26 protein-coding genes are annotated in these 25,155 nt (G+C 71.1%); 17 read left to right on the top strand and 9 right to left on the bottom strand.

Going from position 1 to position 25,155, the window contains the following annotated elements; all coding sequences use genetic code 11:
- Positions 1–18: 18 nt before the first annotated feature.
- Together ACZ4UV_RS17330 and greA are read left to right on the top strand one after the other, a co-directional pair.
- Positions 19–417, top strand: a complete 399-nt coding sequence (locus ACZ4UV_RS17330; protein ID WP_351486101.1) for a DUF4307 domain-containing protein — start codon at positions 19–21, stop codon at positions 415–417.
- Between the two features lie 168 nt (positions 418–585).
- Positions 586–1,086 (top strand): transcription elongation factor GreA, encoded by a 501-nt coding sequence (gene greA / locus ACZ4UV_RS17325; protein WP_351486103.1) that lies wholly within the window; start codon positions 586–588, stop codon positions 1,084–1,086.
- A 221-nt stretch (positions 1,087–1,307) separates the two neighbouring features.
- On the opposite strand, the gene ACZ4UV_RS17320 is transcribed toward greA, so the two are convergent.
- Positions 1,308–1,946: a hypothetical protein gene (locus ACZ4UV_RS17320; RefSeq protein WP_467838704.1), complete on the bottom strand. Its 639-nt coding sequence runs from the start codon at positions 1,944–1,946 to the stop codon at positions 1,308–1,310.
- A gap of 155 nt (positions 1,947–2,101) precedes the next feature.
- Here ACZ4UV_RS17320 and ACZ4UV_RS17315 point away from each other — a divergent pair, with 155 nt between their 5' ends.
- Entirely contained in the window at positions 2,102–2,752 is a 651-nt protein-coding gene (locus tag ACZ4UV_RS17315) for a hypothetical protein (RefSeq protein WP_451020019.1), read from the top strand.
- A gap of 103 nt (positions 2,753–2,855) precedes the next feature.
- Here the strand turns inward: ACZ4UV_RS17315 and ACZ4UV_RS17310 are convergent, their stop codons facing one another.
- The 3 genes from ACZ4UV_RS17310 to ilvA all read right to left on the bottom strand — a co-directional run bounded on the left by ACZ4UV_RS17310 (position 2,856) and on the right by ilvA (position 6,102).
- Positions 2,856–3,635, bottom strand: a complete 780-nt coding sequence (locus ACZ4UV_RS17310; RefSeq protein WP_390046776.1) for an ABC transporter permease — start codon at positions 3,633–3,635, stop codon at positions 2,856–2,858.
- 17 nt (positions 3,636–3,652) lie between these two features.
- The gene (locus ACZ4UV_RS17305) at positions 3,653–4,657 is read right to left on the bottom strand and encodes an ATP-binding cassette domain-containing protein (protein ID WP_451020018.1); all 1,005 of its coding nucleotides are present in this window, start codon (positions 4,655–4,657) and stop codon (positions 3,653–3,655) included.
- A 215-nt stretch (positions 4,658–4,872) separates the two neighbouring features.
- Positions 4,873–6,102 carry a threonine ammonia-lyase gene (ilvA, locus tag ACZ4UV_RS17300; RefSeq protein WP_451020017.1) on the bottom strand — a complete coding sequence of 410 codons (1,230 nt, stop codon included), beginning with the start codon at positions 6,100–6,102 and terminating at the stop codon, positions 4,873–4,875.
- A 161-nt stretch (positions 6,103–6,263) separates the two neighbouring features.
- On the opposite strand from ilvA, the gene ACZ4UV_RS17295 reads away from it, so the two are divergent.
- The 3 genes from ACZ4UV_RS17295 to ACZ4UV_RS17285 all read left to right on the top strand — a co-directional run bounded on the left by ACZ4UV_RS17295 (position 6,264) and on the right by ACZ4UV_RS17285 (position 7,713).
- Positions 6,264–6,764 carry a MarR family winged helix-turn-helix transcriptional regulator gene (locus ACZ4UV_RS17295; RefSeq protein ID WP_293996693.1) on the top strand — a complete coding sequence of 167 codons (501 nt, stop codon included), beginning with the start codon at positions 6,264–6,266 and terminating at the stop codon, positions 6,762–6,764.
- A gap of 197 nt (positions 6,765–6,961) precedes the next feature.
- Positions 6,962–7,468, top strand: a complete 507-nt coding sequence (locus ACZ4UV_RS17290) for a sigma factor-like helix-turn-helix DNA-binding protein (protein ID WP_390046409.1) — start codon at positions 6,962–6,964, stop codon at positions 7,466–7,468.
- Positions 7,465–7,713 (top strand): hypothetical protein, encoded by a 249-nt coding sequence (locus tag ACZ4UV_RS17285; protein WP_451020015.1) that lies wholly within the window; start codon positions 7,465–7,467, stop codon positions 7,711–7,713. The genes ACZ4UV_RS17290 and ACZ4UV_RS17285 overlap by 4 nt, the downstream gene beginning before the upstream one ends.
- Before the next feature lie 5 nt (positions 7,714–7,718).
- Here ACZ4UV_RS17285 and ACZ4UV_RS17280 read toward each other — a convergent pair whose 3' ends face one another.
- Positions 7,719–8,876: a cystathionine gamma-synthase gene (locus tag ACZ4UV_RS17280; protein ID WP_390046406.1), complete on the bottom strand. Its 1,158-nt coding sequence runs from the start codon at positions 8,874–8,876 to the stop codon at positions 7,719–7,721.
- Between the two features lie 119 nt (positions 8,877–8,995).
- Here ACZ4UV_RS17280 and ACZ4UV_RS17275 point away from each other — a divergent pair, with 119 nt between their 5' ends.
- The 3 genes from ACZ4UV_RS17275 to msrA all read left to right on the top strand — a co-directional run bounded on the left by ACZ4UV_RS17275 (position 8,996) and on the right by msrA (position 12,844).
- Positions 8,996–10,114 carry a hypothetical protein gene (locus ACZ4UV_RS17275; protein WP_451020014.1) on the top strand — a complete coding sequence of 373 codons (1,119 nt, stop codon included), beginning with the start codon at positions 8,996–8,998 and terminating at the stop codon, positions 10,112–10,114.
- Positions 10,115–10,398: 284 nt separating this feature from the next.
- The gene (locus ACZ4UV_RS17270) at positions 10,399–12,033 is read left to right on the top strand and encodes a M48 family metalloprotease (RefSeq protein WP_451018730.1); all 1,635 of its coding nucleotides are present in this window, start codon (positions 10,399–10,401) and stop codon (positions 12,031–12,033) included.
- A gap of 97 nt (positions 12,034–12,130) precedes the next feature.
- Positions 12,131–12,844, top strand: a complete 714-nt coding sequence (msrA, locus tag ACZ4UV_RS17265; RefSeq protein WP_451018729.1) for a peptide-methionine (S)-S-oxide reductase MsrA — start codon at positions 12,131–12,133, stop codon at positions 12,842–12,844.
- 467 nt (positions 12,845–13,311) lie between these two features.
- Here the strand turns inward: msrA and ACZ4UV_RS17260 are convergent, their stop codons facing one another.
- Positions 13,312–13,980 (bottom strand): hypothetical protein, encoded by a 669-nt coding sequence (locus tag ACZ4UV_RS17260; RefSeq protein WP_467838696.1) that lies wholly within the window; start codon positions 13,978–13,980, stop codon positions 13,312–13,314.
- Positions 13,941–14,636 (bottom strand): hypothetical protein, encoded by a 696-nt coding sequence (locus ACZ4UV_RS17255; RefSeq protein ID WP_467838694.1) that lies wholly within the window; start codon positions 14,634–14,636, stop codon positions 13,941–13,943. Before ACZ4UV_RS17255 ends, ACZ4UV_RS17260 begins: the two co-directional genes overlap by 40 nt.
- A gap of 359 nt (positions 14,637–14,995) precedes the next feature.
- Between ACZ4UV_RS17255 and ACZ4UV_RS17250 the strand changes: the two genes are divergently transcribed.
- Both ACZ4UV_RS17250 and ACZ4UV_RS17245 read left to right on the top strand, forming a co-directional pair.
- On the top strand, positions 14,996–15,589 hold the full coding sequence (locus tag ACZ4UV_RS17250) for a DUF4291 domain-containing protein (RefSeq protein ID WP_467838691.1): 594 nt from the start codon (positions 14,996–14,998) through the stop codon (positions 15,587–15,589).
- On the top strand, positions 15,570–16,169 hold the full coding sequence (locus tag ACZ4UV_RS17245; protein WP_467838688.1) for a DUF3885 domain-containing protein: 600 nt from the start codon (positions 15,570–15,572) through the stop codon (positions 16,167–16,169). The genes ACZ4UV_RS17250 and ACZ4UV_RS17245 overlap by 20 nt, the downstream gene beginning before the upstream one ends.
- Positions 16,170–16,265: 96 nt before the next feature.
- On the opposite strand, the gene ACZ4UV_RS17240 is transcribed toward ACZ4UV_RS17245, so the two are convergent.
- The gene (locus ACZ4UV_RS17240; RefSeq protein ID WP_467838685.1) at positions 16,266–17,786 is read right to left on the bottom strand and encodes a lysyl oxidase family protein; all 1,521 of its coding nucleotides are present in this window, start codon (positions 17,784–17,786) and stop codon (positions 16,266–16,268) included.
- Between the two features lie 383 nt (positions 17,787–18,169).
- Between ACZ4UV_RS17240 and ACZ4UV_RS17235 the strand changes: the two genes are divergently transcribed.
- Complete coding sequence (locus ACZ4UV_RS17235) at positions 18,170–19,150, top strand: threonine ammonia-lyase (protein ID WP_451018724.1); 981 nt, start codon at positions 18,170–18,172, stop codon at positions 19,148–19,150.
- 93 nt (positions 19,151–19,243) lie between these two features.
- On the opposite strand, the gene ACZ4UV_RS17230 is transcribed toward ACZ4UV_RS17235, so the two are convergent.
- A complete protein-coding gene (locus ACZ4UV_RS17230) occupies positions 19,244–19,624 on the bottom strand; it encodes a winged helix-turn-helix transcriptional regulator (protein ID WP_390046390.1) in 381 nt (126 codons plus the stop codon).
- A 90-nt stretch (positions 19,625–19,714) separates the two neighbouring features.
- Between ACZ4UV_RS17230 and ACZ4UV_RS17225 the strand changes: the two genes are divergently transcribed.
- The 5 genes from ACZ4UV_RS17225 (at position 19,715) to ACZ4UV_RS17205 (ending at position 25,127) form a co-directional block, all read left to right on the top strand.
- A complete protein-coding gene (locus tag ACZ4UV_RS17225; RefSeq protein WP_451018723.1) occupies positions 19,715–20,644 on the top strand; it encodes an NADP-dependent oxidoreductase in 930 nt (309 codons plus the stop codon).
- A gap of 167 nt (positions 20,645–20,811) precedes the next feature.
- On the top strand, positions 20,812–21,489 hold the full coding sequence (locus ACZ4UV_RS17220) for a DUF4291 domain-containing protein (protein ID WP_467838681.1): 678 nt from the start codon (positions 20,812–20,814) through the stop codon (positions 21,487–21,489).
- A gap of 88 nt (positions 21,490–21,577) precedes the next feature.
- Positions 21,578–22,837 carry a GNAT family N-acetyltransferase gene (locus ACZ4UV_RS17215; protein ID WP_467838678.1) on the top strand — a complete coding sequence of 420 codons (1,260 nt, stop codon included), beginning with the start codon at positions 21,578–21,580 and terminating at the stop codon, positions 22,835–22,837.
- A gap of 87 nt (positions 22,838–22,924) precedes the next feature.
- Positions 22,925–24,202 carry an ATP-binding protein gene (locus ACZ4UV_RS17210; protein ID WP_451018721.1) on the top strand — a complete coding sequence of 426 codons (1,278 nt, stop codon included), beginning with the start codon at positions 22,925–22,927 and terminating at the stop codon, positions 24,200–24,202.
- 178 nt (positions 24,203–24,380) lie between these two features.
- Positions 24,381–25,127, top strand: a complete 747-nt coding sequence (locus tag ACZ4UV_RS17205) for a phosphotransferase family protein (protein WP_467838674.1) — start codon at positions 24,381–24,383, stop codon at positions 25,125–25,127.
- The last annotated feature ends 28 nt before the right edge of the window (positions 25,128–25,155 follow it).

Raw genomic sequence — 25,155 nt, 5'->3', positions numbered from 1 at the left:
GGGGTCCGGAGGACGATCATGAGTACCGCGAGCACGCGGCTGCCCGAGGGCCGGTACGGCACTTCCTCGGACGAGCGCGCCGACCGCAAGCTCAGGGTCGCCGGTGCGCTGCTGGGCGCCCTGCTGCTGGTCCTGGTCGGTTACTGGGCCTACCACTATGTCGTACAGAACAAGATCAGCGCCCAGGTCGTCACCTTCGACGCCTCGGACCACGCGGTCCAGGTGCATCTGGAGGTCCACAAGGACTCCGGCTCCTCCGGTTACTGCACGCTGCGCTCCCAGGCGGCGGACGGCTCCGAGGTGGGCCGGGCGGACTTCCACTTCACCGGGTCCGCGACCGAGATCGACCGGGTGGTCACGCTCCGTACGACGGCCCGGGGCACCACGGCGGAGCTGCTCGGCTGCCACGCCGACTGACATCAGCCGGAATACGTAGGCGCCGACCTGCGCTGACGTAATTCTGATGGCTTATGTCCTCCCCCTTCCGCCGTTGAATTGTTAGGCTCGTGGTTTCGCCCTTCCATGAAGGAACATGCTTCCGGGTAGGGCGATGCTTTGTATTCCCAGTACCGACGAGGAGCACCTGTGACCCAGACCAGCGAGAACGTCACCTGGCTGACCCAGGAGGCGTACAACCAGCTCAGGGCCGAGCTGGAGTACCTGTCTGGTCCTGCGCGCACGGAGATCGCCGCCAAGATCGCGGCCGCGCGCGAGGAGGGCGACCTGCGCGAGAACGGCGGGTACCACGCGGCCAAGGAGGAGCAGGGCAAGCAGGAGCTCCGTGTGCGCCAGCTGACCCAGCTTCTCGAGAACGCCAAGGTCGGCGAGGCCCCGGCGTCCACGGACGGCGCCGTCGCGCCCGGCATGGTGGTGACCATCGCCTTCGACGGCGACGAGGACGACACCATGACCTTCCTCCTCGCCTCCCGCGAGTACGCCAGCGCCGACGTCGAGACCTACTCCCCGCAGTCCCCCCTGGGCACCGGTGTGATCGGCCACAAGGTGGGCGAGGACGCGGAGTACGAGCTGCCGAACGGCAAGAAGGCCTCGGTGAAGATCCTGAAGGCCGAGCCCTACTCGGGCTGACCGGCCGGACACCTGCCCCCGGCGTCCGCGGGACGCCGGGGGTCTTACGCGCCGTGCGCCGTGGCTGCACACGGCATCCCGCTCGCGGCGATCACCACCGGCGAGGCGGGGCGCCGCCGCCGGCATCCCGTACCAGGTGAACCGCGTCGTCCGCGGGGCCCGCTCAAACGCCGCGTCGCGGCCCAGTCCGTACGCGAAGCGCGCCGGCTCGGTGTTGCGCGTCAGCGGTGGCCGACGTAGGCGACGAATCCGCCCACTGTCAGACCCACCGCGCATCCGCGGCGGAAGGCCTCGTAGCGCATGCTCGCGGTGTGCTGCGCCTCGGTCATCGCATACGGTGCGCGGATCCCCAGTTCCACGCCGCACAGGCACACGACGTAGCCGTGACGCAGGGCGGCGGCCGCCCACTCGGGGTCGTGCGGGACCCAGGTCCGGGAGTAGATCTCACCGTCGGGCGTCCGCAGTTCCAGCCGGGAGTAGGTGTATCCGAGGCGCTGCGCCAGTTTTGGCTGTTCATCGGGTATCTCGTGCAGCTCCCATCCGGGGATCGAGCGCAGGTCGGAGAACTCGGGCGCCAGGCGCCTCATGCCGAACAGGATGGCGCCTTCGATCTGCGGTTCCTCGGGTATCCCGTCGCGCGAGGCTCCCTTTGGCACGACGTACCCGAAGTCGCCCACACCCAGGGCATGCCTGAACTCGAAGAGGGCAACGGGCATGTGACGTGTCTGTGCGTGATCGAGGGTGACTGTGCCTTCCGCGGTGTCCAGACCCGTCACGATGCCCTCGAGCCGCAGCGCGGGGTCGTCGCTGAACAGGATCCGCCCGTTGTCGTCGATCTGTTCGAACTGATGCCAGCTCATCTCCTGCAGCCCTCCGGTTGGTTACCCCTCCGCGTCCGCGAAGCAGACGGCCGAGAATTGAACAATCCTATTGAAGGATCGTTGAACAATCCATACGTTGGAGTGCGTGCACCACCCGGCCGGCGGTTCCATCGAGACCAGGGGTGAGGTTGAGCGTGGAGGAAGTACGCACAGGGCGGGCAGGCGTGGGCCGGCGGGTACTGGTGGGCGCCGCAAGCACCGGCGCAGTGTGGGTGCTGTGGGCGATCGTGCGTCTGATCGTGCGCACAGCCTTCGTCACGCACGCCGAGTGGATCGACTTGCTGTGCGCGCTGGCGATCCTCCTCGGCTGCGTGTTCCTCAGCACGTGCTGGTACTTGGACCTCCGGTGGATGCTGTGTGCGGTGTGCCTCTTCGGGGTGCTGATCCTGCAGATCCTGGAGCTGGACCAGCAGGCACTGCACCAGCACGGGCGTACCGAACACGTCAGGGTCCGGCAGATTCAGTGGTCCGCCGGCGACGGCATGGATCCGGGCGTCCACCGCTACACGGTCACCGTCATCGACGGCCCGCCGCTGGCTCCGTTCGAGGAGAACGGGCTCATGGGCTGGAAGTGGGTGGTGGGCGGCACTTACACGGTGACCGTCGATCCGCAGGGCGATGCCCCGCTCAGGCGGGGGGACAAGCCCGGGCCTCCGGTGATCCAGCGGTTCCTGCAGATTCCGCTCGGCCTCGGCCTGGCCTTCGCCCTGTGGCGGCCCGCAGGCCTGCTCGTGCGCCGACGAGACGCCCCGTCAGCCGGCCCCGCCCAGCCACAGGGGCTGTGATCGAGCGGCGCCCTGGCGCCGACGACCGCCGACTCGGCGCGGACGCGACGAAGCCCCCACCTCTCCGTGGGGGCTTCGTCGTGCCTGTCCGCAAGAGGCGAGATCAACCGGCCGCCCGGCGGTACTTGCGGACCGCCAGCGCGCGGAAGACGGCGATGATCACGACCGACCAGATCAGCGAGGCCCAGACCGGGTGTTGCATGGGCCAGGCGTCGGACGCGTTGAAGCCCGGCGGAAGGTTGCCGAACAGCTCGCGGCACGCCTGCACGGTGGCGCTGAACGGGTTCCACTCGGCGATGTGACGCAGGAACGTCGGCAAGTGGTTCGCATCCACGAACGCGTTCGAGATGAAGGTCAGCGGAAACAACCAGATCAGGCCGCCCGAGGTTGCCGCTTCGGGCGTGCGCACGGACAGTCCGATGAGCGCGCCGATCCACGAGAACGCGTACCCGAGCAGCAGAAGCAGGCCGAAGCCGGCGAGCACCTTGCCGATGTTCTCGTGCGTGCGCCAGCCGACTATCAGGGCGACGACCGCCAGGACGACGAGGGTGAGCGCCGTCTGCACCAGGTCGGCGAGGGTGCGTCCGGTCAGGACCGCGCCGCGGGCCATCGGCAGGGAGCGGAAGCGGTCGATGAGGCCCTTGTGCATGTCGTCGGCGATACCCGCGCCGGCGCCCGCTGTGGCGAAGGTGACGGTCTGGGCGAAGATGCCGGCCATCAGGAACTCACGGTAGGCCTGGGTCGAGGTGGACGAGCCGACCGTGATCGAGCCGCCGAACACGTAGGTGAACAGCACCACGAACATGATCGGCTGGATCAGCCCGAAGATGAGCATCTCGGGAATCCGCCCCATGCGAATCAAGTTCCTGCGGGCTACGACCATGGAGTCGTTCACGGCGCTCACTTCACGGCCTCCTTGCGGGTGTTCTTCTTTGTGCCCTGCTCGCCGTTGCCCTCGGGCTTGTCCTCGGCCACGTGTCCGGTCAGGGACAGGAAGACGTCGTCGAGGGTGGGGCGGCGCAGGGCGATGTCGTCGATCTCGATGCCGCGGGAGTCCAGCTCGCGGATGACCTCGGCGAGCAGTTTGGCGCCGCCGGTGACGGGGACGGTGAGCTTGCGGGTGTGCTCCTCGACGGTGGTGTCGCCCTTGCCGAACCCCGCCAGCACCTCCGCGGCGGTCCGGATGTGCTCGCGCTCGTGCACCACGACCTCGACGCGCTCGCCGCCGGTGCGGGCCTTGAGCTCGTCGGAGGTGCCCTGGGCGATGACCTTGCCGTGGTCGACGACCGCGATGTCATGGGCGAGGTGGTCGGCCTCTTCCAGGTACTGGGTGGTGAGCAGCAGGGTCGTGCCGCCGGAGACCAGTTGCTTGATGACCTCCCACAACTGCTGGCGGTTGCGCGGGTCGAGGCCGGTGGTCGGCTCGTCCATGAACATCACCGGCGGGGAGACGACGAGGGCGGCGGCGAGGTCGAGGCGGCGGCGCATGCCGCCGGAGTAGGTCTTGGTGGGGCGGTCGGCGGCCTCGGTGAGGTGGAACTGCTCCAGCAGCTCGACGGCGCGGGCCTTGGCCTGCCTGGCCCGCATCTGGTACAGCTGGCCGACCATCTGGAGGTTCTCGCGGCCGGTGAGGTACTCGTCGACCGCCGCGAACTGTCCGGACAGGCCGATGGAGCGGCGTACGGCGTCCGGCTGCTTGAGTACGTCCATGCCCGCGACGACGGCCTTGCCGCTGTCGGGGCGGAGCAGGGTCGTCAGGCAGCGGACGGCCGTCGTCTTGCCCGCGCCGTTCGGCCCGAGCAGTCCGAGGACCGTGCCTTCGGGGACATCGAGGTCGACGCCGTCCAAAGCCCTTACGTCGCCGAAGGTCTTGACCAGACCTTCGGCATAGATGGCGCCTGGCATGTGGGTCTCCACGTCGTCGGGGATGGTGCGCAAAAGGCTAGGTATGCGGCCCTCGGTCCGCCTATGGTTTTCCACCGGCGCGACGGCGGGCGGGGGCAGCGGTGGCCACGCGACACACCATAACGCGATGTATCGCGTTCGTCGACGGATTTTCCCGAACGAGTGAATGAACAGGCACTGACCTGGACTTTTCCCGCTGGGAACGGCCGACGCCCTCAGTCGATGACCGTGTAACCGGCCTCGCGCAGGGACTGGCCGACCTCGGTGCAGTGGGCCGGCCCCTTGGTCTCCAGGTGGAGTTCGACCTCCGCCTCCGCGAGCCCGAGGCGGGGGTCGGTGCGGACGTGGCTCACGTCGAGGACGTTCGCGTCGACCGCCGACAGCACCCCGAGCAGGGTGGCGAGCGCGCCCGGCCGGTCGGTCAGCCGCAGCCGTACGGCCAGGTAGCGGCCCTGCGCGGCCATGCCGTGCCGCAGTACCCGCTGCAGCAGCACCGGGTCGACGTTGCCGCCGGACAGCACGGCGACGACCGGTCCGGCGAAGGCTTCCGGCTCGCCCAGCAGCGCCGCGACCGGGCTGGCCCCGGCCGGTTCCACGACCATCTTGGCCCGCTCCAGGCAGAGCAGCAGCGCGGCGGACAGCTGGTCCTCGGTGACCGTGCGGACCTCGTCGACCAGCTCCTCGACGAGCGCGAACGGCACGTCACCGGGCCGTCCGACCCTGATGCCGTCGGCCATCGTCGCCGGGTTCGCCACCGTGACCGGGTGCCCGGCCGCCAGCGAGGGCGGATACGCGGCCGCGCCCGCCGCCTGGACGCCCACGATCCGCACGTCCGGCCTGACCGCCTTCACCGCGACCGCGATCCCGGCCGCGAGCCCGCCGCCGCCGATCCCGACGACGATCGTGCCGACCTCGGGGCACTGGTCCAGGATCTCCAGCCCCACCGTGCCCTGGCCGGCGATGATGTCCGGGTGGTCGAAGGGGTGGATGAACACCGCGCCGGTCTCGGCCGCGTACTCCTGGGCGGCGGCCAGCGTCTCGTCGACCACCTGGCCGTGCAGCCGCACCTCCGCGCCGTACTCCCGGGTCGCGCTGATCTTGGGCAGCGGGGCGCCGTCGGGCATGAACACCGTCGAGTGCACGCCGAGCAGCGACGAGGCCAGCGCCACGCCCTGCGCGTGGTTCCCGGCGCTCGCGGCGACCACCCCGGCGGCGCGCTCCTCGGGCAGCAGCCCTGCGATCCGGACGTAGGCGCCGCGCAGCTTGAACGAACCGGTCCGCTGGAGGTTCTCGCACTTGAGGTGCACCGGCGAGCCGACCAGCTGGGACAGGTGCCTGCTGCCCTCCATCGCGGTCGTCCGCGCCACGCCCGTGAGCATCTTCTGGGCGCCGCGCACGTCGTCGAGGGTGACGGGGCGCAAGGAGTCAGCCGTGCTGTAGCTCATGACTCAAGTCTCGCAGTTCACAGGCCGAAGGCGCGGGTGTGACCAACCTCCGAGACCGGTTTGCGCAGCGCCGGTACGGCTCGCCCCCTGTCCGCGTACTCTGTCCCCCACCACAGCACTCTTCATGAAGTGAGCCCCCCGCCATGCCCACAACACCTGAAATGTCGATGGACATGACGACCGTCGGTGACAGCGGTCTTCTCGACACGCTGCAGCACGAGGTGGCGGTGTTCGCCCGACGTGCCGAACAGACCCGGCTCGGCGGCGTCGGTCAGGTGCGCAACTCCATGGACCGCGCCGCGTACCTGCTGCTCAACCGCCTCGACAAGGAAGGCCCCATGGGGGTCAAGGCGCTCGCCGCGAGCATGGGCATCGACTCGTCCACGGTCACCCGGCAGGTGGCTCCGCTGGTCGACACCGGGCTCGTCAAGCGCACCTCGCACCCCGAGGACGGCCGGGCCGTGGTGCTCCAGCTGTCCCCGCGCGGGCTGTCGCGGCTGGAGGAAGTGCGTTCGTCGCGGCGCCAGTTGATGGCGGAGCTGACGCAGGACTGGGAGCCGGCGGAGCGCGAGACGTTCTGCGCCCTGCTCACCCGCTTCAACAGCGCGCTGTCCGCGCGGATGGCTGTGCCGCCGGGCTCGGACACCCCGCCGGCCTCCTGACCGCCGGCCGGCCTTCCGACCGTCGGCCTTCCGAGCGGTCGGCCGGGCACGGACACCGCCTGGGCTTCCCGCAGGCATCCGCCGTATCCGTCACGCGCGCGTGACGCGCGGCTCTTGACCGTGGGCCCGACCCTGGCCTCATATGAGACCGGGCCCCGGCGTACCCGTGTCCGGGCCCCCACAGTCGGGGAGGGACGGTGCGTGATCGGCAGGCGCTGCAGGACGCCCGCCGGGCCCGGGAGTTCGAGGCGTTCGTCGCGGGCGCGGCAGGACGGCTGCTGCATGCCGCCACCCTGCTGACCGCCGAGGCGCCGGACGCCAACCCCCGCGCGCGGCGCCTGCTGACCTTCGCGCTCGCGCACACGTACGCGTGCTGGGACCGGCTGCGCGGCGAGGACCCGTACGACCGGGCCCGCCAGTACCTCGCCCTGCGCTTCGCGAATTCCGCCTGGCACCAGTACGGCGGCCCGCTCAGCCGCACCCGCCCGCACCCCGGCAGCGCCCTGGCCGGGCTCACGCCCCGGGAGCGCCTGATCCTGGTGCTGCGGCTGTACGAGGGGGTCGCCGAGGAGCAGACGGCGGCGCTGCTCGGCCTGCCCACGGAGCGCGTGCACGCCCTCTGCGAGCGGGCGACGGCCACCCTGCTGCATCCGCCGCGCAAGGCGGCGCCCGCGGTGCTGGGGGCGAAGGTGGCACCGTCGTGAACCGTGTCGAACGCGAGGCCGCGGCCCGGCGGGCCATGGAACGGACACCGCCCCCGGTGCCGCCCGACCTCTACGGCGAGGTGCTGCGCCGGGGCGGCCGGATGCTGCGGCGCCGGCGCAGGGCCCGCCGCCTGCTGTGGCTGCTGCTGTGCGCGGCGGCCGTGGCGTTCACGGTCTGGGCGGCGACGGTACATCCGTGGGTGGAGCCGCCGTCCACGACGACTCCACCCATCGTCGACTGGTGAAACGATCAGCCGAGGGCCTGCTGGAGGTCTTCGAGCAGGTCGTCGACGTTCTCGATGCCCACGGACAGCCGCACCAGGTCGGCGGGCACCTCAAGGGCGGAGCCGGCCGCCGAGGCGTGGGTCATGCGTCCCGGGTGCTCGATCAGGGACTCGACGCCGCCCAGGGACTCGCCGAGCGTGAACACCTTCGCGCGGTTGCAGACCTCGACGGCCGCCTCCTCGCCGCCCGTGACCTGGAAGGACACCATGCCGCCGAACGCCTTCATCTGCTTGGCGGCGGTCTCGTGCCCCGGGTGCTCGGGCAGGCCCGGGTACAGGACCCGCGTCACGCGCGCGTGCCGGCTCAGCATGTCGGCGATCTTCGTGGCGTTCTCGCTGTGCCGGTCCATGCGCACCGCGAGCGTCTTGGTGCCGCGCAGCACCAGCCACGAGTCGAACGGCCCGGCGACCGCGCCCATCGCGTTCTGGTGGTAGGCCAGCTCCTCGCCGAGCGCCTGGTCCGACACGATCAGCGCGCCGCCGACCACGTCCGAGTGACCGCCCATGTACTTCGTCAGCGAGTGCACGACGACGTCCGCGCCGAGCGAGAGCGGCTGTTGGAGGTAGGGCGTGGCGAAGGTGTTGTCGACGACGAGCCGGGCGCCCGCGTCGTGGGCGACCTGGGCGACGGCGGCGATGTCGGTGATGCCGAGCAGCGGGTTGGAGGGGGTCTCCACCCAGACCGCCTTGGTCTTCGGGGTGATCGCGGCCCGCACGGCGGACGGGTCGCTGGTGTCGGCGACGGACCACTCCACGCCCCACCGGGAGACGACCTTCGCGAACAGCCGGAACGTGCCCCCGTAGGCGTCGTTCGGGATGACCACGTGGTCGCCGGGGCTGAGCAGCGTGCGCAGCAGGGCGTCCTCGGCCGCCAGCCCGGACGCGAACGCGAGCCCGCGCCGCCCGCCTTCCAGGGCTGCGAGGTTCTCCTCCAGGGCGGTCCTGGTCGGGTTGGCGCTACGGCTGTACTCGTAGCCGCCGCGCAGGCCGCCGACGCCGTCCTGCTTGTAGGTCGAGACCTGGTAGATCGGCGGTACGACCGCACCGGTGAGGGGGTCCGCCGTGTTGCCCGCGTGGATGGCGAGCGTCTCGAAGTGCTGACTGATGTGGTGCCTGTCGCTCATGGTTGACGAGCCTAGTGCTCCGACGGACCCCGCGCGTTGTCCACAGGCCGGGCCGTCGGTTGTCCACAGGTCAGGGCACCGGTTGGCCAATTGTCGGCGCCGTCTGGTTCGCTTGACGCATGGCGATTCTCTGGGCCCTGATGGCGCTGCTCCTGCTGAGCTTCGCGCTGCTCCCCGTCCTGCGGCGGCGGCGCGGCATGATCGAGCAGGTCCACCCGAGCCACCCGGACGCCGCCGACCCGGCGGACTACGGCTTCGTGCGCGAGGAGGAGCTGGACATCCGCATGCCCGGCCCCGACCAGGACCTGCTGGACGTCCTGGACGTCGTGCAGCGCACCCAGGACTACCGGGCGGCCTCGCAGCTGCTCGCGGGCACGGAGATCGCGGGCGAGCCGCGCTGGCAGCGCGTGCAGGCCTTCGCCGGTGCGGCGGCGCTGGAGCTCAAGGAGCGGCCGGGCGGGGTCAGCGAGACGCCGGGCGGCCAGTGGCTCCGTGTCTGGCGGGCCGAGCAGCCCAAGGACGCCGGCGGCGCGGCCGTCCACGCGGAGTTCCTGGTGCAGCAGGCCTGGCGGACGTCGACGCCCGGCACCGACGACTTCCGGATCATCATGGAGGAGGCCAGGGACGCCTGTGGGCAGGCGGCACTGCTCTCCCCCGGCGACCCGGTGCCGTACATCATCGAGCTGTCGGTGGCACGCGGGCTGAACTACCCGCAGCCGGAGTTCGAGCAGCTGTGGCTGAAGATCCTGGACCGCGCTCCGACGCACATGGGGGCGCACCTGGCGGCGCTGCACTACTGGTGCGAGAAGTGGCACGGCTCGCGCGAGCTGGCGTACTCCTTCGCCGAGGCCGCCGCCGCCCGCGCCCCGCAGGGCTCGCTGCTGGCCGCGATGCCGCTGTTCGCGGTCTTCGAGCACCTGCCCGAGGTGAACCTGGTGGCGAGCTTCTACCAGAGCGAGGTCGTCACCAAGGCCGTGCACGGCGCCCTGCACGCGGTGCACTCGGCCCGCCAGGACGACCCGATGCTCGCGCACGTCCGTCACCTGCTGGTCTTCTTCCTGGTCCGCTCGGAGCGGTGGGCGGAGGCCATGGGCGAGCTGATACGCGTCGACGGCCATGTCGGGGCCCTGCCCTGGACGCTGTCGGCGAACCCGGCCGGCGAGTTCGCACTCTTCCGCGCACTGGCGGTGGCGGGCTACGAGGCGAACGGCGGCAGCCCGGCGACGCTGCACAGCTGAGGGCGCCGACAAGAGAAACGGTCGTCTGCCGGGCGCGGGCCGGTGGGGGTCGCTCGCGCCCACGCGGCGGCAGCCGCACGTCGGACGCGGCCCCGCGCCCCCTTGGGGCGCGGAACCTCAGGGCGCCTGAATTGCCGTCCTGACCTGCGGTACGGCATACTCCGGCGTCCCCCCACTCCGCACCACCCGTGCGAGGCACCGTCGCATCGCCTGCATACTCCCGTTCGTTTTCCGTTGGTCGTAGTCGGCCCCGTTCCCCGGGGTCCTGTGGGGGGATCTGCCCGATGGGCGCAACTCTGCGGGCGCTGCGCGCCCTTGTTCTGCTCTGCGGTTTCTATCTGCTGAGCCTCGTCCTCCTGGCGGTGGCGGCCGTGGTCGACGTGGCAGCGGTGAAGTGGGCGCCCGACGCCTTCGCCGGGAAGATCGTGATCGTCTCCCTGCTGCTGGCGGTCCCGGTCGTCCGAGGCATGTTCATGCTCCGCACCCCCAAGGGCGAGGGCCCGCCCGGCCTCCCGGTCACGGAGGCCGGCGAGCCCCGGCTGTGGGCCCTGGTGCGGGAGCTCGCGGCGGCCACGGGCACCCGCGCTCCGGACGCCGTCGTGCTCACCGGCGACGTCAACGCGGCGGTCAGCGAGGAGCCTCGGCTGCTCGGCCTGCGCCCCGGACCCCGCCGCCTCTACCTGGGCGTGCCGCTGCTCACCGGGCTGACCGAGGCCCGGCTGAGAGCCGTACTCGCCCACGAGTACGGCCACTTCACCGGCGGAGACACCCGGCTGTCGGCGCTCGCCGTGCGCGGCCGGGTACAGATCGCGCGGACCGTCGAGCACTTCCACGCGCGCGCCGACGGCAAGGAGGCCGCCGAACGCGCCCGGCAGGAGAAGGCCGCCGCGAGGCGCACCGCGAAGGGCAGACAGGCCAAGAAGATCGACACCGCCGGCTCCGGTTTCACGTACCGGCTGATGGCGGCGGTCTACACGGCGTACGCGAAGCTCTACATGCGGGCCACACTGTCGACGGCCCGCGCGCAGGAGTACGCCGCCGACCTGGCCGCCGCCCGGATCGCCGGCCGGGACGCGACGGCGTCGGCGCTCCGTGAGATCCCGGTCCTGTCCGCCGCCCACGGCTTCTACCTCGACGCGTACGCGACGCTCGGCCTGCCGGCCCGGCAACTGCCGCCGCGCGGGCAGTTCTTCGGCGGCTTCGGCCGGATGCTGACGGCCCGCGAGACGGAACTGGCGGGGCTGCGGGCGAAGCTGCCGACGGAGCCCGTATCGCCGTACGACTCGCATCCGCCCATCGCCGACCGGGTGCGGCGGATCGAGGAACTGCCCGCGGACGGCCGCGGCGCGGACGACGGCGGCCCGGCCCTCGCCCTGCTCGCAGACCCGGCCCGCACCCTGGCCGCGCTGGAGGACGCGGTGCTGACCGACGAGGTGCGGCAGTTCGAGCGGGCCGGGGAGTGGGAGCAGCTGCTGAGCTCGTCGATGGCCGCGGGACTGGCCTCGCTCGACACCCCGCTGCACCGCGCGCTCGCCTCCCACACCGAGGACCGGCCGACGCTGCCCGCGCTGCTCCGGCTGATCGACGACGGTCAACTGTGGCAGCTGGCACAGCGGCTGCCGCTGTCCGAGCAGGTGGCGACAGCGCAGGACCCGGCGTTCCGGGAGTCCGTACGGCCGGTGCTGCGCGACGCGCTCCAGAGCATGGTGCTGGCCGAGTTCAGCGCGCGGTCGCTGCTGCACTGGGAGTTCTCCTGGTCACGCCCGGCCGTGGTACGGCTGCCCGGTTCCGCGTCCGACCTCGACGGCGAGGCGGGCACGGAAGCCACGCTGCACGCCGCGGTCGCCGCCGCGCTGGCCGACCACCCCGACACCGGCCCGCTGCGGGCGCTGCTGCCACCGACCCCACAGCCGGCCTGACCCGGCCGCGGGCGGCCCGGAATCCAGACGGCACCCACCACGTTGTCCCTGTCACCGACACAAGCCCCCGCCCCGCTCCGCCCGCCAGGGAGACCCCATGTTCTTCGGCCGCACACCCCAGCTGCCCACCCCCGAACAGGCGCTCAAGGGCCGGCCCGCGCCTGTGTTCGACGTCCCCGACCGCCACACCGTGCTGGGCAACCCCCTCCTCGGCCCCTACCCCGAGGGCCTGGAGGTCGCCGACTTCGGCCTCGGCTGCTTCTGGGGCGCCGAACGGAAGTTCTGGCAGCTCCCGGCGGGCGTGTGGACGACGCTCGTCGGCTACCAGGGCGGCCACACCGAGAACCCCGTCTACGAAGAGGTCTGCTCGGGCCTCACCGGCCACACCGAGGTCGTACGGGTGGTCCACGACCCGAAGCTGATCTCGTACGACCGCCTCCTGAAGACCTTCTGGGAGTCCCACAACCCCACGCAGGGCTTCCGCCAGGGCAACGACGTCGGCACCCAGTACCGCTCGGCGATCTACCCCCACACCCCCGAACAGACCGCGGCGGCCGAAGCAAGCCGCAAGACCTACCAGCAGGTCCTCACCAACTCCGGCTACGGCACCATCACCACAGAAATCCTCCCCGCCGCCGACCGCCCCTTCTACCCGGCCGAGGCTTACCACCAGCAATATCTCGACAAGAACCCGGCGGGCTACTGCGGGCTGGGCGGGACGGGGGTCAAGCTAAGTGACCCACTCGGAACGAACTGGGGCGCCTCGTGCCCCACGGGCATTGCCCCTGTCCCGGAGGCCACTGCGGAGTAGACCGCGCATGCTGCCCCTGATCGACCCCGGGCGGTGGACAGGCTGTTCGAAGGATCAAGTACGGAACAGCGCCACAAGCGACAGCCACGCCGTGGGTGAGGTGGGGGGTGGGGACACGGATCCCGTTCCAGTCCCGAGCTGGGTGCCGGGGACCTTCTATACCCACCCCCCATGGCCGCGAGTCCCTCACGATCTCCGTCCGGCCCAACGCACCGCACGGTACGCGGGGCCACTGACAACGTCTCCGTAAGCACTTGAGGGCCTGAGGACGTCGGTGGAGCGCCATATGGCTGGCGTCGGCGGCGTCAGCCATCCGTCCATGTGAGAACGAGAAGATCCGGGTTGAACGGGCGCCTTCCTCGGTCGGCTCGGATCCGGGGACCGCCTGAGGCGCCGCCGATCAGTGCAGCGCGGAGGTCCCGGACCGGCGGCCCGGGGCAGGTACCACCGCTCGCGTCGGACGGTCGTCAGCTCGGGCTCTGGGCCCGGCGGCGGCGCACGATGACGAGCATGCCCGCACCCGTGACCACCGCCGCGGCGGCCACGCCCGTGATCGGCAGCGCCGAGGACCCGGTCTCCGCCAGGTGGCCGCCGTTCGCCGTGCCCCCGTCGTTGCCGGTCGACGACGACCCGCCGGCAGATCCGCCCGACCCACCGACCGATCCGCCCGAGCCACTGGTCGATCCGCCCGAGCCACTGGTCGAGCCACCCGTCGAGCCGGTCGGCCCTCCACCGATGACGTCCAGCGTGATGTCGGCCTTGTCGTTGGCCTTGTCGGGGTCGAAAGGCCGCGCCTCGGTGCTCAGCGCCACCGTGCCCTTGGCGTGCGCCACGCGCTTGTCGATCCTCAGCTTGAAGGTGTAGGCCTGTTGGCCGCCCTCGTTGAGAGCCCCCGAAAGCATGCCGCACCGGTACGTCTCACCCTTGGCCCTGCAGAACGTGGCGGTCTTGACGACCGACGTTCCGGCGGGCGGCGTGACAATGACGCTGACCGGCGTGACCCCCAGCTTGCCCATGACCCAGGCGGGTCCGGCGTTGGTGAACTCCACCTTCATCGGCACCGTTTCGCCGACGCTCCCCTTCAAAGCGGCCCCCGTCACCTGGAAGTCGGCCGTGTTGACGGAGGTGACGGGCACATGGACGACTCGCGCGGACCCCTCCCCCCCGCCTGTCTTTCGACCAGTTTCACCGCCGGCGCGGTTCCCGCCACCGGCGCGGTGCCGTTCTCGTCCACCCCCGGATCGTTTTCCCCGACCCGCAGCCACAGTTCGTCGTTGAGCGCGCGGTCCCGTGCCTTGACACGGAGAGGCCTGTCGGGCGTATAGACGACGCCCGGCTCCACCGCCTGATCGAACCCGCACACCACGGTCCACAACTCGGGCATCTCGTCGTAGGACCGGACGTACTGCGCTCGGCAGTTGGAGGGAACCTCCGCGAAGTCGAGTCCCCGGGTGACGGCGTAGTAGACCCACACGTTCTCGGCGGCTCCGGTGCCCTTGTTCGCCACGGTGACCGGCAGATCGAAGGTGCTCCCCGGTTTCACACCGCCGATCGGCTCGATGCCTCCGACGACCAGTTCGGGCGCGGTCCCATCCGCGAAGGCGGCGGGAGCCGCGGCCAGCGCGATCAGGCCGGCAGCGCCGAGGGCGGCAACAGCGGCACGGGAGGCGCGACGGTTGTGCGGGGGCATCGGCATGGAGAGAACCCTCTGTCGGAACGCGGGCAAACGGACGGTTTTTCCCAGGTGAACTTTCTTCGTCGCTAGACTCCTGACGGTCCCGAACAGTTGCACGTCCGGTGCCTCCGCCGCCTTGCGATCGGGCCCTCCGGAGCTTGTGGGCGCGAACTTGGAAAGACCGGACGACGACCGCGTCGCACCCGTCCCGCGCTTCGCTGCGGAACTCGTAGCCGTACCGTCACGAGCCTGCTCGTGCTGCTCCAACTCACTGCTGCCGCGATCGCCGCACGGTTGGCATGGCCCGTCTGTGCGGCAGTCCCCGTCTCTCCTCGTGGCCGCCACTCTCGTCACGACACGTCAACGCCGGCGGTGGCCGGCCTCTCGCTATGCGTCCCGTTCGATACAGGCGGGGGAGGCGCCGTGCCCGACAAAATCAGTGGCCGCCCGAGCCGGCCGACCCCACGCTGTACGGCATGGAACAACCGCAACGCGGGATCCGTGCGGCCCATACGGACTCCACGGTCACCGTCTACCAGGCGTACTCGCCGGAAATCGGCCTGCCCGCCGTTCGCGAGGGCCGTTTTCCCGCCCTGTGGAAGCGCGACAGGATGACGTGGATCAAGCCGTCGTTCCTGTGGATGATGTACCGCTGTGGCTGGGGCGCCAAGGAGGGGCAGGAGGTTGTGCTGGCCGTCGAGATCAGCCGTGACGGTTTCGACTGGGCGCTGCGCAACGCGTGTCTGTCGAGCTACGCCCGCGGGGTGCATGCCGACCGAGCCGCCTGGCAGCGTCAGTTGAAGCGGGCGCCCGCTCGCGTGCAGTGGGACCCCGAGCGGGATCTGCACCTGCAACCCCGGCCGTACCGATCTCTGCAGCTCGGCCTTTCCGGTGAGGCTGCACGACGCTACGCGGACGAGTGGACGGTCGCCATCAGGGACGTCACACCACTCGCCCACGAGATCCACGCCCTCGTCCGCAGCGGTGACCTGGACTCGGCCAACCGACTGCTGCCCCAGGAACACCCCTATCCCGTTGAGGACGCATCCCTTGCCCATCTACGGGGATGACGGCCTGATCCGCCTGTCCGCACTGTGGCAGCACCAGTTCCCCAAGGGGCCTCCCGTCGCCCACGAACTGCGCACTGCGTACAGCGACCGTTGGGTGCGCTTCCACAGCCTGCCGGACTCGAGGCGCTACCCGGGGAGCGAGGACGAGTACGCCATCGTCCTCCACCGGTACAACTCGGTCCTGGACGAACTCTTCGAGGGCACCGACGTCTACGTCCTCACCGTGGCGTGGTCCTGGGAACCGGACGGACCGGAACTCCCGCCGGAGCGGCACGAGGTGCACCCCGAAGGCATCCGTTGGATGACGCTCGCGTACGACGACGATCCCGACCCCGAGCTCCACAGCTACACGCACCTCTACGCCGACCGCCGCCCCTGGCGGCCGGGCACGGTCGACGACATCCTCCGCGAAGTGGCAGACGACGTACTCAGCGGAGTGATCATCACCGACAGCGGACTCACCCGCATCCACCATCCGTACGACGGCGGCGCTGACGTCATCGCGGCGTGCCCCGAAGAACGAGACCGCCTACGCGACGCCCACCGTGCCTGGCTGCCCCGCAACCCGGCTGGTCTCTGAGGGCACCGGCGGGACGCGCGACGTCGTGCCGTACGACCGGCGTCCGGCGTCCTGCCGGTGAGCGGGCGGAGGCGGCTGCCCCCGCCCGCCAGGTGATCAGGGAGCGTCGATGAGGCCGTACTTCGGCACGGTCACCGTGCGGGCGCCCGGCGTGCCGCCGAGGACGACCTTGCGGTACGTGACGTTGTTGGCCGTGCTCTGCTCCTTGAGCCGGTTGTCGGGGTTGGCGATGACCTGGATGTAGTAGGTGCCGTTCGGCAGGTCCGAGACGTCGAAGGACTGACCGGGCCGGTACTGGCTGTAGGTGTCGCCGTTGCCGACGTCGAGCACCTCGCGCACCGAGACGGCGGTTTCCTCACCGCAGGCGGTGGCGAGGTCGGTGTTGTACGGGTGCCAGTTGGCGTTCTTCACCGTGTAGTCGATGGCGTCGGTGTTGGCCAGGCAGAACGCCTCCTTGCCGCTGCGGACGATCTCCTTCTTGTCCGCGCCGAGCAGCCGGTAGCTGGCGAAGTCGCTGAAGTGCCAGTGCTGGTGGCCCTCCCGCGGGTCCCACTCCATGGTGCCGGTGGGCGTGTACCCGACCTGCTTGCCCTTGGCGTCGTAGAAGTACTGGTACGCGTCCATCTTCTCCGCGCCGGGCTTGCGGAACCCGTCCACGACCAGCGGCGAGGGGCCACCGTTCCAGACGGTGGCGCTGAAGGCCAGGTAGTCCTTGCCGGCGACGGCACCCTCTCCGCCCTCGCCCCCGTCGGTGATCGCGATACCGTACGCGGGAAGGGCACGCAGGTCGGGCTTGGGCATGTCGGCGGCGACGGCCGCCTTGCCGACCGGGCGTTTGGCCGCCGGCTTCGCGATCTTCGACGCGCTCTTCCGCCCGCGCTTGGCGCCGGTCAGACCCTGGCCCCCGCCGGAATCCTGCTGGCGGACCGTCACCTTGATGGTCTGCGTCTTGTCCGGTATTCCGAACAGGTCGCGGTACTTCTTCGCCACCGACACCTTCGCGGTGTAGACGCCGGCCGGCAGGTCGATCGGGTTGTCCCCACGGAAGCCCTGGGACGTGGCGGCCGCCCAGCCCTTCTCGACACCCCACACACCTCCGAGCGCGAACGGGTTGTCGGAGCAACCGTCGGGGTACTTCGAGGTGGCCGGGGCATCCGGCCGGATCCGGCCCGCCCGGTTGTTCGGGCAGAACGACTGCGTGGTGTCGAGCTTCTTCGCGCCCGACTCGTCGCTGATGCTGACCTTGAGGAAGCCCGGCAGGCCCGAGAAGTCCTTCACCAGGCCCGTCGGCAGGGTCTTGGTCACCGTCCGGCCGCCGGAGCGGATCACCTGCGAGGCGACGACAGGGTCGTTGTAGGACTTGCGCGTCACCCGAAGCTCGAACGGTCCCCCGTCGACCGTGATGTAGGTGCCGAGGTCCAGGTAGATCCCCGGCTCGCCTTCCCATCGGTCGACGGTCACCGAGGGGGTAGCGGCGATCAGTGCGAGCTTCGGCGTGCCCGCCGGTGTCGCCGCTCCCGCGCCGGGCGCGGCGAGGGTTGCGGCGGCGCCGACGGTGAGGGCGGCAGCGGCGATGACCGCCGAACGCCGTAAGGCATTGGGGTGGTGTCTGGTCATGGGTGCTCTTTCTGCGTCTGGTCGGGACGAGTCGTGCACGTCTTGCAGGCACGGAAGGAGGTGCTTGTGTGCCATCTGTGAAAAGGGTAAGAAGTCGACGCAGGTTGCCTGGCAACCGAAAGTCGCCATGAATGTCGGCTCGTTGCCGCCGTCGACTCGGTCATCGACGACCGCCTGCCACCCGGCCGGGCCGGGGAGTACACGCAGACCGGTGCGCGGCTTCCACGCCGACGGATCGCTCCCCCGGCGCATGCCGGACTCTGTCATCCGTCGGACGCCCTGACGGGTCACGAGCGGATCCCGCTCGCCGCGCCCGTCCCGCACTCCCGGTGCCGGCCCTTCGCCCGAAGGGGGCCGCGTCGACGGCGCTACGCTGCTGTGTCATGCAGGAGACGCGCCTCGACACTGCTCGGATCCGGGCGGCTCGCCGGGTGATCGACCCGCTGTTTCTCGACACTCCGCTGTACCGCTGCGAGGCGCTGGAGCCCGGCCTCGGGTGCATGGTGAGCATCAAGCTCGAAACGGCGAACCCGGTCCGCAGCTTCAAGGCCCGGGGCACCGAGGTCGTCGCGACCCTGCTCGCCGAGCAAGGATCGCAAGCCGTGGTGTGCGCCAGCGCAGGCAACCTCGGTCAGGCTCTGGCCTGGTCCGGTCGCGGCCGACAGCTCGACGTCACCGTGGTGGCGTCCCGCTCCGCGACGGTGGCCAAGCTCGATCGCATCCGCGCGCTGGGCGCCGGGCTGGAGCTGGTGGACGGCGACCACGAGATGGCTCGCGAGCGAGCGGCAGCCATCGCACGCCGCGACGGCATCCGGCTGGTCGAGGACAGCCTGGACATCGAGACCTGCGAGGGCGCGGCCACCATAGGCCTGGAACTGGTGGACGCCGCGCCGTCGTTCGACGCCGTCCTGATCGCTCTCGGCGGCGGGGCGCTGGCAACCGGCGTAGGACACGTGCTGAAGGCCCTGACCCCCGAAGTGGAGGTGATCTGTGTCCAGCCGCTCGGCGCGCCGGCGCTGACACACTCGTGGCGCCGGCGGCGCATCGTCACGACCGACTCGACCGACACCATCGCCGACGGAGTCGCCGGCCGACATCCGATCCCGGCCGTCCTGGACGACCTCCTCCTGGTCGCTGACGACGCCCTCCTGGTCCAGGAGGCATCAATCACCGCCGGTATGCGCATGCTGCTCGACCACGCCGGTCTCGTCGTCGAACCGTCAGCCGCTCTCGGCATCGCGGCGATCCTGGAAAACCGCGACCGTTTCGTCGGCCGACACGTAGTCACCATCGTGTGCGGCAGCAACGTCGACATGGATGCCTATCACCGCTGGGTCGGTGCGGCTCCCCTCCGCAGGCCTTGATGCGTGGCCCAAGCTCCGTGCTGCCGGCCCGGCTGATGACTCGCCAGGAGAGCGGCCCACGTCGACACGGCTTCTCGGTGCCCTAGCGGGGCGTCAGTCGCGAGGGGCGACCGGCTCAGGGGCGGCGTCGAGCGCGTCGAGCACCGCATCGCCGTTCGTCCTCGCCCACTCGGTCAGCATGTGGATCGGATCGATCAGCGTCGCCCCGAGCGGGGTGAGCTCGTACTCGACGCGGGGCGGCGCCTCGGCGTAGGCGTGGCGGCGGATGAGCCCGTGTGCCTGGAGCCGTCGGAGCGTCTGGGTGAGCATCTTGCGGGAGATGCCGCCGATCAGGTCGATCAGCTCGCCGTGGCGCACCGGGCCCTTGCTGAGGCCGTAGAGCACGACCACCGTCCACTTGTCGGCGATGAGCTCGACCGCCAGTCGCGCAGGGCAGTCGGCGAGGAACGGATCGCCGGGACCGAAACCGCTCATGGCGCCAAAGGTACCCGCGCCGGAGGTACCTGCCGGTTCCTGTCGGAAACCTAGCTTGGGTGCTCTCCCCCTTCCAGAGCCAGGAGAGTCATGCGAGTCATCACCCAGAAGTCGCTCGGCGGTCCCGAGGTGCTCACCGTCGTGGACGCACCCGAGCCGCGGCCCCTTCCGACCGAGGTTCTCGTCCGCGTCAAGGCGATCGGGCTGAACCCGCTGGAGGCGCGCCTGCGCGCCGGCGAGTTCCCGCTGCTCGGCCGGCCGCCGTTCGTCCTCGGCTGGGACATCAGCGGTGTGGTCGAGGAGGCGTCGCAGTCGTGGCGGTTCAGGCCCGGCGACGAGGTGTTCGGGATGCCGCGGTTCCCGCGCGCGGCGAACGCGTACGCCGAGGTCGTGTCGGCACCGGCGGTGCACCTGGTGCGCAAGCCGGCGTCGCTCTCGCACGTCGAGGCGTCGGCGCTGCCGGTCGTCGGGCTGACGGCGTGGCAGGGCCTCGTCGACCTCGGCGGCGTGACCGAGGGCGACCGCGTCCTGGTCCACGGCGGTGGTGGCGGGGTCGGCCACGTCGCGATCCAGATCGCGAAGGCGCTCGGCGCGCACGTGATCACGACCGCCGCCGGGAACAAGCGGGAGTTCGTCGAGGGGTTCGGCGCCGACGAGATCATCGACTACACGACGGTCGACTTCACCGAGGCGGTCCGCGACATCGACGTCGTGCTCGACACGATCGGCGGCGACACCGTCGAGCGGTCGCTCGACGTGCTTCGCCCGGGCGGTCACCTGGTGACGGCGGTCGCCGAGGAGGATGCGGAGCTCATCGCGAGGTACGAGGCGGCCGGCATGCGCTTCAGCGGCATCGCGGTCGACCCCGATCCGGTCGCCCTGCGAGGTCTCGTCGAACTCGTCGAACAGGGCAGGCTCCGGGTCCACGTGCAGGAGACGTTCCCTTTCGAGCGCGTCGCCGACGCACACCGGCTGCTCGACGGCGGTCACCTCCAGGGCAAGCTCGTCCTCACCGTCTGATCCAGTCGTGGGCCTCGCGGAATCGAGGCCCCGCCCAAGTCCCCGCCGCCCCTGTGCAACCAGGACGAAGGCCTGCGGCCGGTCGGAGGTGCGGGCGCCCACCGCCGCGGCCGACGTCAGCCGAAATTCGGTAGCCGCCCGATCGGGCGGACCTCACGCCGTACGCCATGGAAGAACCGCTACGCCGGATCCGTGCGGACTACGCCGAATCCACGACCACCGTCTACCAGGCGTACTCGCCGGAGATCGGACGGCCCGCTGTCCGCGAGGGCCGCTTCACCGACGGGTGGAAGCGGGACAGGATGACGTGGATCAAGCCGTCGTTCCTGTGGATGACGTACCGCTGTGGCTGGGCCACGAAGGAGGGGCAGGAGACCGTTCTGGCCGTCGAGATCCGCCGTGACGGATTCGAGTGGGCGCTGCGCAGCGCGTGTCTGTCCGGCCGCGTCCACGGGGTGCATCCCGACCGAGCCGGCTGGCGGCGTCAGTTGAAGCGGGCGCCTGCTCGCGTGCAGTGGGACCCCGAACGGGACCTGCGGCTCCAGCCCCTGCCGTACCGGTCGTTGCAACGGGGGCTCTCCGGTGAGGCCGTGCGGCGCTACGCGGACGAGTGGACGGTGGCCGTCCGCGACGTGACCCCGCTCGCCCACGAGATCCACGCCCTCGTCAGCAGTGGCGACCTGACCTCCGCGGCCCGACTGCTGCCACAGGAACGCCCGTATCCCGCTGGAGACGGGTCACTTGCCCACCTCCTGGGTGACGGACCGGCCCGGCAGGCAGCAGGCGGGAAACGGCAGCCGATGGGGCGCACGGCGGCACGGGTTCGCCGGCCCGCCCGGCCGTAATTCGCTTGCCCCGGCCACGGGTCGGCGCTGCACTGTGGCCGGACACCACGAGTCGTGGTGCCGGTATCCCGAGGAGGCAGGGGCAACGATGGAGATCCGTCCCACGACCGACGAGGATCTCGACGTCTTCGTCGACACGGTCCATGCCGCGTTCGGGCTCTTCCCGGAACCCCCGGTCGAGGGCGGCGGGCTCTGGTGGTCGGCGCTGGAGACGGACCGCTGTCTGCTCGCCCGGACGGCGGACGGGCGGCCGGTCGGTACCGCCGCCACGCACTCCTTCGAGCTCACCCTGCCCGGTGGGACCCTCGTCCCGGCCGCCGGGGTGACCGCGGTCGGCGTCCTGCCCTCGCACCGGCGCCGGGGCGTGCTCAGCGCGATGATGCGGCGACAGCTCGCCGGTCTGCGGGCCGACGGGGAGTTCCTCTCCGTGCTGCTGGCCTCCGAGGCCCCGATCTACGGCAGGTTCGGCTACGGACCGGCGACGTACACGGCGCGGCTGACGGTGCCGCGTCACCGGGCCGCCCTCGCCGTTCCCCGGGCGCACACAGTGGCCGCCGCACCGGCGACCGGCACGGGCACGGGCACGGGCACGGGCACGGGCACGGGCAACGGCTCGGTCGAGGTGCTGCGTCGTGCCGAATGCGGCGAGATTCTGGAGGAGGTCTACGACCGGTACCGCCGCGCCCAGCCCGGGGCGCTGTCCCGGCCGCACCGCTGGTGGGCCCTGCGCGCGGGGCAGCCCCCGATCTCACCGGCGCCGCGCTACCTCGCCGTCCACCGGGACGCCGACGGTGTCCCGGACGGGTACGCCAGCTACTCGCTCGAGTCCGGCACCCTGACGGTCGACGAGACCATCGCCACCGACGACGCCGTCTTCACGGCCCTGGCCCGGTTCGTACTCGGACACGACCTGGTGTCTCAGGTCGTGTTCAAGCACGTCCCGCCCGAGCACCCGCTGCGCTGGCAGTTCGCGGACTTCCGCGCCGGCGAGGTGAGCGGCGACACCGACTGGCTCTGGATACGGCTGCTGGACGTCCCGCGGGCTCTGACCGCGCGCGGCTGGTTCACCGACGGCGAGCTCGTCCTCGACGTCGACGACCCGTTCCTCGGCGAACACGGCCGTCACCTGCTGACCGTCCGGGACGGCAAGGCCGGCTGCGTCCCCACGGACCGGAAACCCGACCTGTCCCTGGACGTGCGCGACCTGGGCTCCCTCTACCTCGGCGGCACCGCCCCGAGCACGCTCGTACGCGCCGGACACATCCGAGCCCACCACCCGGGCGCGGCCGCCCTCGCCGACTCCCTCTTCCGCGCCGACCGCCCGCCGCACTGCCTGCACTGGTTCTGACCGCGCGCTCGCCGACCCCGCGCGAGGCTCGCCATAAATCACACCATGGGGGAAAATGGGAGCTCCGCGCCGGGTGAGGTGGTGACCATGCCCGCTTGGCATCTGCGTGACTATCACGACGACGATCTCGACCAGGCCATTCAGATCTGGGACCAGAGCCGCCAGGCCGACGAACATCGGGTGTTTCCGGTCTCCGAGGTGATGGCCGCGGCCAAGGCCGGTCAGACGGCGGTGGTCGCGGTGGTCGGTGGCCAACTGGTGGGCATGGCCGTGGCACAGGCCCACGACAAGCGGGGATGGATCCTGCTGGTGGCGCTCGCCGCCCGATGGCGGGAGCGCGGGATCGGCAGCGCGCTCCTCACCGAGCTGGAACGGCGCCTGCGGGCACTGGGCGTGCGCCACGTCAGTGCCCTGCTGCCGCCCGGCGCCGCCGGTACGAAGGCTCTGGAGAACTCCGGCTACCGGTCCCGCGCCGACCTGACCTACTACGAGAAGCTCGAGCCGCCCGGCACCGCCAACGCCGACGTCATGGCCGCGCTGGGCGGCCGCATGCTGCCCGAGGGCCTCTGGGACGCCATGGCCGGCATGGAGCGGGAGAAGCAGATCGTCGAACGCCGTGTCGTACTGCCGCTGACCGAGCCGGCGCTGGCGGACCGCTACGGCGTCGTACCGCCCAAGTCGATCATCCTGTTCGGCCCGCCCGGCACCGGAAAGACCAGTTTCGCCAAGGCGGTGGCCTCGCGGCTCGGCTGGCCGTTCGTGGAGCTCTTCCCCTCCCGGCTCGCGGCCGACACGAGCGAGGGGCTGGCCGTGGCGCTGCGGGAGGCCTTTGCGGACCTGGCGGAACTGGACTCCGTGCTGCTCTTCATCGACGAGGTCGAGGAGATCGCCGGCGTGCGCTCCGGGAAGGCCGTCGACCCCGGGCACGGAGTGACCAACGAACTGCTCAAGCTCATCCCCCTCTTCCGCGAGCACGACGCGCGGCTGCTGGCCTGCGCCACCAACTCGGTGCGCTCCCTCGACGCGGCGTTCCTGCGGCCGGGCCGGTTCGACTACGTCATCCCCATCGGCCCGCCGGACCCCACCGCCCGCGCGGCGATCTGGGCCCGCTATCTCAGGTCCTCGGGCGACTCGGTGGATCTCGGCCAACTGGTCGCGGCCAGTGAGCTGTTCACCCCGGCCGACATCGAATTCGCCGCCCGCAAGGGTGCACAGGCGGCGTTCGAACACGAGGTCACGCACCGCCAGGGGCGAGCGGCCACCACCGAGGACTACATGACCGCCATCGGTGACACCCGGCCGACCCTCACCCCGCACGCGATCGAGGAGTTCACCGAGGACATCGACACGTACAGCCGGCTCTGACGCCGCGGACGGACCGCTGTCCGCGAAGGCCGCCGAAGCGGTGCCGCACAGCACCGTCCAGCACCGGTCTCCGGTCGGCGCGACGGTGCGACGGCGCGACGGCGCGCGACCAGCGCCGCGTCGTCGCACGCGACAAACCCGGCGACGTACGTGAACGTCCCCGGGATACTGGTCGCCCATGGATGAGGTCGAGGTCGTCGTCGCCCACTCCGAGCGCGCGACGCTGCGCGTCGGCGACGTGTTCCTGAAGGTGGACGCCGATCAGGCCCGCGTCGACGTCGAGGTCGAGGCGATGTCCCTCGCGCCGGTCCCGACCCCGGAGGTCCTGTGGCGCAAGCCGCCCGTGCTCGCGATGGCCGCACTCCCGGGGACGACGCTCGGGCGCCTGGGCGGCCCGTCGACCGGGTCGCCGGCGGCGTGGGCCGCGGCGGGCGCCGCCATCCGGAAGCTGCACGACGCGCCGCTGCCGTCCCGGCAGGGCCGGGCCGGCCGGAGCACCGTCGCGCTGGCGGCGGAACTCGACGAGGAGTGCGAGCTGCTCGTGCGGAACGGTGTCCTGCCCGCCGACCTGGTCACCCGCAACCGCCAGGTCGCCGAGGCCGCGCTCCGGCCGTGGACTCCGGCGTTCACGCACGGCGACCTGCAGATCGCGCACGTCTTCGTCGACGGCGACGAGGTCACGGGCATCATCGACTGGTCCGAGGCGGGCCAGGGCGATGCCCTGTACGACCTCGCCACCTTCACGCTCGGACACGAGGAGCACCTTGACGACGTCGTCGCCGGTTACGGCACCGACATCGACCTCGACGTGATCCGCGCATGGTGGTCGGTGCGGAGCCTGCTGGTGGTCCGCTGGCTGGCCGGGCACGGCTTCGACCCCTTCGCGCCGGGCTGTGAGGTCGACGTGCTGAGGTCCCGGATGTGAGGCCGTGCTGGCCCGGCCGCCACGTACG

The sequence above is a fragment of the Streptomyces sp. NPDC028289 genome (assembly GCF_055565975.1).
Note: the sequence above shows the minus strand (reverse complement) of the source record. Positions and strands in the feature narration are given on the sequence as shown.